Here is a 7,098-nt window from a genome sequence, read left to right as displayed (position 1 = left end):
CTTCACCGGTGACGGCAAGGCCGATCTCATCGTTCATGGCACCGACGGCAACGTCGCTGTTCGCAAGAACATGGGCACCTACTTCGACGGCGGTACCCACTGGTCCGCCGGCTGGGGCCGGTTCGTCACCGGTGCCGACATGGGCCGCCTCCGCTTCGGCGATTCCACCGGTGACGGCAAGGCCGACATGTTCGTCCACACGATCGCCGACGGCAAAGTCGCCGTTCGCAAGAACATGGGCACCTACTTCGACGGCGGCACCGTGATGATCACCCTCTGAAGAGAGCGATCCCTCTGGCACCGCGCTGGAGAAACCGGCCACGGCCACTGCTGACACCTGCTCTGCCCCACTCCCCTCAAGGAGGTGGGGCAGAGCCCCGAAGGATCGGCACCCTCGACAGCACCGGCACCGAGCAGTACCTCGGCCACACCACCCTCTGCACCGGAACCGAGCTCGACGCCGGCCTGCCCGACGGCCCGGCCTCGGCGGACTGCCCGACGTCGGCGTCCGGTTCGGCGGACGGTCCCGATAACCGCAGCAGCAACCGGCCGATGTCAAACGGCACTTCAACCCAGGGACACCCATGACCGCAAGACGTTCACGATTGATGTGGGCGACCAGCACCGCAGTCGTCCTCGCCACCTTGGCGACCTCCGCCACGGCCACCGCGCTCGGCGGGGCCGATGCCCCGGCACAGCTGAACTACGTCACGAAGATCAACGTCGGTGAACAGGCCGCCTGCACCGGTACCCTCGTCGACCCGCAGTGGGTCCTGACCGCGGCCACCTGTTTCGCCGCGGACGGCAGGCCCCCCGCAGGCAAACCCGCCGTCACCACCACCGTCACCGTCGGCCGCACCGACCTGACCCAGACCAACGGCAGCGTTCTGTCGGCCATCCGGCTCGTCCCCCATGCCGACCGCGACCTGGTGCTGGTCAAACTCGCCGCCCGGATCACCGATCCCGCGATCAAGCCCGTGCCGCTGGCGACCACGCCCGCCGCCGCGGGCGAGAAACTGACGAAGGCCGGATTCGGGCGCACCAAGACCGAGTGGGTGCCCGACAAGCTCCACACCGGCACGTTCACCGTCGCCTCCACCACGAATACGACAGTGGACCTCGACGGCTCCGACACCGCGACCGTCTGCAAGGGCGACGCCGGCGGTCCCGCCCTGCGCACCGTCAACGGCACCACCGAGCTCGTCGCCGTCAACTCCCGCTCCTGGCAAGGCGGATGCCTCGGCAACGATCCCGCCGAAACCCGCACCGGCGCCATCGACACCCGTGTCGACGACATCGGTGCCTGGGTGGCCTCCACCGTCACTCGCGTCACCGACCACACCGGTGACGGCAAGTCCGACGTCGCGTACCTGTACAACTACGGGACCAACACCGACGGCACCAACCACACGGCCCTGTGGCTGCAGACCTCCACCGGCAGCGGCTTCAACGGCCCGGTGAAGTCGTGGGACTCCGGCACTGATTCCTGGGACTGGAACCTCAGCAAGACGGTGTCCGGTGACTTCAACGGTGACGGCCTCGCCGACGTGGGCGTCCTCTACAAGTATCCCAACACCTCCGACGGACGCGGCCACTCCGCGCTGTGGACGTTCACCTCCACCGGCACCGGATTCAACGCACCGGTGAAGGTGTGGGACTCCGGCACCGGCTCCTGGAGCTGGGACAGTTCCGCCCCGGTGTCCGGTGACTTCAACGGTGACGGCCTCGCCGACGTGGGCGTCCTCTACAAGTACGCCAACACCTCGGACGGACGTGGCCACTCCGCGCTGTGGACGTTCACCTCCACCGGCACCGGCATCAACGCACCGGTCAGGAAGTGGGACTCCGGCGACGGTTCGTGGACCTGGGACAACTCCATGCCTGTCGCGGGCGACTTCAACGGCGACGGCAAGTCCGACGTCGGCGCCCTCTACAAGTACGGCAACACCTCGGACGGACGTGGCCACTCCGCGCTGTGGACGTTCACCTCCACCGGCACCGGCATCAACGCACCCGTCAAGGCCTGGGACTCCGGCACCGGCTCCTGGACCTGGGACCGGACGAAGGTCGCCTGACCGCACGTAACACACCAGAGTCGTGAAGACGTGGACCCGTGCGGACCGCGAGTCCGCACGGGACGCCACACCGGGTGCCCAAGTCCACGCCTCCACTGAGCTCGTCACCACCGACGACACCGGAAACCGGGCAGGCCGCGCCGCGGGGTGTGCGGCCGCTCCCCGCGGCCGCACACCCCGTACGCCCGGCTGCCAGGTCCGGCGGTACGACACCGCCGTCCGTGCCTCCATCGCCCGCGCGGCGAAGCTCGCCCAGGACGCGCAGCGGGACGCCTACCGCGCGTCCAAGGTGGCGGCCGAGGCCGCGCGACAGGCCGCGGCCAAGGCGAAGGCGGATCAGCGGAACGGTGTCGACCCGTCCGGCACGGACGCCAACGACTCGGTCGACAGCCCCGGGGGCTGGGGCGGCAAGGACGACCGGCGGGATGTCGCGGCGGCGCTGAGCGCGCTCAGCGCCGTCTCCGGCGGCATCGCCGCGTTCAGCCTGCTCGTCCCGCCGCCCGCCGGTGAGGCGACCTCGGGCGTGGCCGGCACCATCTCGTGGGTGACGGGTATCGGCGCCACCGTCATCACCGGCTTCACCGACGGATGGACGTCCACGGCGTGGGGCGACGCCGCGTCCGACCTCGGACACGCCATTTCCGACGGCTGGAACTCGATCTTCTGGATACCGGAAAGCGGGGCCGGAGATTTCATGACACAACGTCACCGTCGCGCTGGGCTCCGGGGAAAATTTCGGTAAGGTCGGCGACTTGGCGCAACCTTCTGCTGGTCAGTCAATTCCATTGCTTTGCAGGCCTGTTGAGGTGATCGACGCTGGACATCGCTCTGGATCACGTGATTCGATGACACGGCCGAGCGGCTCCGGCAGGGAGCCCCCATTCGCCGCGCGACATGGCGAAGTGAACGTGTCCGCGGTGGGGATGTTTCGGCCTGAGCATGAGGGGCTCATTTGTTTTCCGGGCACTTTCACGCCTTTCTTGAACCGCGTTCCGACAGTGGGCCGGAACTGACGACTTTAGGATTTTGATGAAGACATGTACCGCTTCTCCGGCGAAGTCGCCGTGGAAGAGATTCCTCACGCGCACGACCGGCGCCGCGGCCGTCGTCGGCGCGCTGGCATGGTTCGCGCTGCCGGGCAGCGCGCTCGGCGGGACCAGTGCGACGCCCGACGGGTTCGCGCCCGTCGCCGGTGAGGGACCGGGCTACGCGATCGAGGACTTCAACTACCCGCAGGCCGACAAAATCCTGGCGGAGCGAAACATCGTTCTCAAGCGCGGCGACGGCCACATCACGCTCGCCGATTGCGCGAGCGGCACCGGATTGCTCCAGGTCTGGGCCCGAGAGAAGGACATGGTCTGTTTCAAGGTCGTCGGCAACTCCGGCTGGCTGACCCTGGAGATGCCCTCGGTCTACGGCATCCGGGGCAATGACTACACGACCGACGTCGACATGACCGTCGGCGACGAGGAGACAAGCTTCGCCGTCGGCAAGAACCAGTGGACCGCGGTGGGCGAGAGCGCGGACCCGGAGGGACGCGAGCACATGCTCGTGGAGATCCGGTCCTCCAAGTAACACCCCCATCGGCGCCTCGACTCCGCCCCCGCGGGGCCCGTCGAGCGCGTGAGCCGCACGTCTCCCACAAAGGAAACCAAGGTCATGCGACACCTCAGAGGCCATCGCCTCGCCTCCTTCACCACAGCATTCACCACAGGCCTCGCCGCCGCGCTGCTGGCGCTGAGCGTCACCCCCGCGAACGCCGTCTCCGGCACCGCCGCGGCCGACGGCGCGCTCGCGTTCACCGCCCGCCTGGACATCGGCGACGGCCAGAAGGCCTGCTCCGCCGCCCTGGTCGACCCCTACTGGCTGCTCACCGCCACCAGTTGTTTCGCCGACGACCCGGCCGCGAGCCTCGCCATACCCACCGGCGCGCCCAAGCTCAAGACCACCGCGACCATCGGCCGCACCGACCTCACGACCACCGGCGGCGAGACCCGTACCGTCACGGAACTCGTCGCGCACCCGTCGCGGGACGCCGTCCTGGCGCGGCTCAACCGCCCCGTCACCACCATCACGCCCGTGAGCCTGGCCACCGCCGCGGCCACGTCCGGCGAGGAGCTGACGGTGGCCGGCTACGGTCGCACCGCGACCGAATGGGCCCCGCTGCGCCTGCACAGCGGCACCTTCACCGTCGACTCGGTCGCCGCGGACACCGTCGCCACCACCGGCAAGGGCGGCGCGAGCGTCTGCATGGGCGACACCGGCGGCCCGGCCGTGCGCACGGTCAGCGGCAAGCCCGAACTGGTCGCCGTCAGCAGCAGGTCCTGGCAGGGCGGCTGCTTCGGCACCGACCCGGCCGTGACCCAGACCGGCGCCGTCAGCACCCGCATGGACGACCTGCGCTCCTGGGTCACTTCCACCGTCGCCGTCCCCGCTGCGGCTTCGGATGGCGCCTGGCGTGCCTACGGCAGCACAAATCCGATCTCCTCCAGCACCAGCAAGTGGAATTGCGCCCCCAGCAAGACGATCACCACCGGCGTGGTCGCGCAGGTCTGTGCGATCAGGTCGTCAGCCGGAACCGGGGTCCAGGCGGCAGTAATCGTGCGCAACAACCAATCCGGCCTCTATGGCGCGGAAGCGCGTATGGACCTGTACACCGCCTCCGGCACGCGCTTGGGCAATTGGAAGTGCCCGACATCGGGGGTCGGGGCGAACTCCTGGTCGGTTTGCTTCGGAACGACCTTCGCCGAGAGCAGTCAGGTGAACTCGTACGGGATGCTCAATGGTGCGTATCTCGGCCTGTCGTCGAATGCCTGAACCGGAGCCCATTGTGCCGAGGGGCTGAGGACTTGTCCCGCAAGTGACGGCTGAGAAGCCGTATCTCAACCGATCTTGGAACGTACGTATCGAACGGACGTCTCGGTTGGATAATCTTCCGACTGTGCGTGCATGAAGGCAGGGCCTCTTGGCAGCTCGGGGGTGCGACCCCGTCCGAGCGGCTCCAGGAGGCCCTGTTGTCGTTGTTGTACGCGTCCGAGCCTGTCCGTTTCAACTCGCTTTCCCTGTCATGTGATTGTCTCGCGCACGTGTACGGCAACGCGGCCGACCGTCCGGACCGGGTGCGCCGGTATCCGTCGGACATGACCGGATGCGGAGTGGGCGGCTGTCCGGCCTTTGCCGCCGGTGCCGGCCTGGCTCCAGGGCCGAGACGGGCAGCCCGAGGGCTGCTGCCACCGCGTGTACCGTCCTCAAGCCGCTCGACCCGGATGACGGACGCCGCGTCCAGGTCCAGCAGCAACGTCGTATCGTCGACCAAGTCCGTGGCTTCCCGGTGATCCTTCCGCGTAGAGAACAGAAATGATCAACCAGGACCACGGGCGTCCTGTACCCATGGGTGCCAACCTGTACCACTCGAGTTCGAAGGCCCACTGGCTGGACGGAGCGTCGAACTCCCGCCGCGAGACGGACGGAAGGGAAGCACGTGCAGGCTGACGACCTCCTGTGGCAGGCCAACCCGGTGGCCGCCGCACGACCCTTGTACCGCTTCATGAAGGTGGCCTTAGGGATAGCCGTATGGGTCGCCTATCCCCTGCTGCTGCTGACCGGGACGGACAGCGGTACGAACCATGCCTTCTTCCAATTCATCCTCGGGTGCACCGCGCTCGCCTACCTGGTGTGGGCCGTCCTCCTCGTCCGCGACCTCAGATCGCTGGTCGAGGTACGGGTCGTCGGCGAGGACGGGAAGACGCCCCGACTGCGCATGACGACCACCACGGGCCGCGTCTTCACGCGCACGGCGGAGGAGATAGCCCACGTCGAGCTGATATACCGGCCCTTCAACGACCCGACGCCCGGCGCCGGTGGCACGCTGAGGCTCCGACTGGGGCTCCGCCGCAAGTGGTCCGTGGGCCATACCGGCTCCTGGGACGGCACCACCGTGGGGGACATCCCACAACTCATGGCGGCGTGGCAGCACATCTGCCCGGACGCCATCGTGACCAAACGCCACGTGGCGGCCCGCCAGGGGACCGGCGACTAGCTCGACTCCGTCGGGGATCTTGGTGCGGTCGAGGTCAACTGCCCAGGGTTCGCCAGGACTTCGACCGGGGGATGCCGTGCTGGTCCAGGAGGGTATGGAAGCGGTCGATGGCCGTGGTGAGGGGGTTTCCTCAGTCGGCGGCAGGCTGCTGAGGCGTTCGATCATCGCAGCGGCCTGACCGCCCTCACCACAGTCACTCACCGGTCAAAGAGACAGGTTCTGGGCGGCAGGGCCGGGAGACGGTCGCAAAGGCGGCCCGTGTCGCGTGCGGGGCGGGCCTGGGAGAGTGTCAGGTCCATCATGCCTGCTCGGGGGTCGTTAGCGGTAGGACGGAGCGCACGTCCGTTCGGTCTTGGCACGGGCACCGGACTGCCCGCAGACTCGTCGTCATCCACTCACCGGCATGCGTGCCGGCGCCCATGCAGGGCTGCCGGCGCGTTCGTTGTGCTGTCTCGTCGTGTGCCGGGGCGGGCCGGGAGTGGTGGAGCGAGGGGGATTGATGAATCAGGACATGGTCATGCGGGCGAGGGTCATGCTGCTGAGCGCCAACACACGGGTGGTGCGCGGGGTCACGGGGCTGTGGATCTACCGGATCCTGACGCCGGTCGAGCCGGAGGCGTACGGGTCGAAGCTGGCGTACGTGCTGGTGGAGGCCTGCGCCTCGCCGTTGGTGCGGGACCTGCCTGAGCGGCGGATGGCTCTGCTGGACGAGGCGGTGGAGGTGGCGACGGCGCTGAGCCCCGCGAACCCGTTCCGGGACAAGGTGCTGGCCAAGGCGCTGGCCGCCAGGCGGCGCGAAGTCGAGGGGCCTTCGGTGTCATAGCGGGGTCGAACGCGGGTCTGGACGGTCAAGTCCCTTAATTCATCGGCTGGTTGGAGCCGTGGGGGGGGGGGGGGGGGGGGGGCGGGGGGGGGGGGGGGGGGGGGGGGGGGGGGGGGGGGGGGGGGGGGGGGGGGGGCGGCGGGGGGGGGGCGCCGCCGCCC

7 protein-coding genes are annotated in these 7,098 nt (G+C 68.8%); all 7 read left to right on the top strand.

Annotated elements, in window-relative coordinates; genetic code table 11:
- The coding region (locus ACFYW9_RS02450; protein ID WP_389143641.1) for an FG-GAP repeat domain-containing protein at window positions 1–280 on the top strand (280 nt) is incomplete at its 5' end.
- A gap of 328 nt (window positions 281–608) precedes the next feature.
- Window positions 609–2,075 carry a trypsin-like serine protease gene (locus tag ACFYW9_RS02445; RefSeq protein WP_389143638.1) on the top strand — a complete coding sequence of 489 codons (1,467 nt, stop codon included), beginning with the start codon at window positions 609–611 and terminating at the stop codon, window positions 2,073–2,075.
- A 22-nt stretch (window positions 2,076–2,097) separates the two neighbouring features.
- Window positions 2,098–2,817, top strand: a complete 720-nt coding sequence (locus ACFYW9_RS02440) for a hypothetical protein (protein WP_389143635.1) — start codon at window positions 2,098–2,100, stop codon at window positions 2,815–2,817.
- 287 nt (window positions 2,818–3,104) lie between these two features.
- Window positions 3,105–3,650, top strand: a complete 546-nt coding sequence (locus ACFYW9_RS02435; protein WP_351876326.1) for a hypothetical protein — start codon at window positions 3,105–3,107, stop codon at window positions 3,648–3,650.
- A gap of 84 nt (window positions 3,651–3,734) precedes the next feature.
- Complete coding sequence (locus ACFYW9_RS02430) at window positions 3,735–4,892, top strand: trypsin-like serine protease (protein ID WP_389143631.1); 1,158 nt, start codon at window positions 3,735–3,737, stop codon at window positions 4,890–4,892.
- 664 nt (window positions 4,893–5,556) lie between these two features.
- On the top strand, window positions 5,557–6,114 hold the full coding sequence (locus ACFYW9_RS02425; protein WP_389143628.1) for a hypothetical protein: 558 nt from the start codon (window positions 5,557–5,559) through the stop codon (window positions 6,112–6,114).
- 499 nt (window positions 6,115–6,613) lie between these two features.
- Window positions 6,614–6,937: a hypothetical protein gene (locus ACFYW9_RS02420; RefSeq protein ID WP_389143625.1), complete on the top strand. Its 324-nt coding sequence runs from the start codon at window positions 6,614–6,616 to the stop codon at window positions 6,935–6,937.
- Window positions 6,938–7,098: the final 161 nt, after the last annotated feature.

Source organism: Streptomyces sp. NPDC002698, from assembly GCF_042888945.1.
In the GTDB taxonomy this organism is placed as follows: Bacteria; Actinomycetota; Actinomycetes; order Streptomycetales; family Streptomycetaceae; genus Streptomyces.
Note: the sequence above shows the minus strand (reverse complement) of the source record. Positions and strands in the feature narration are given on the sequence as shown.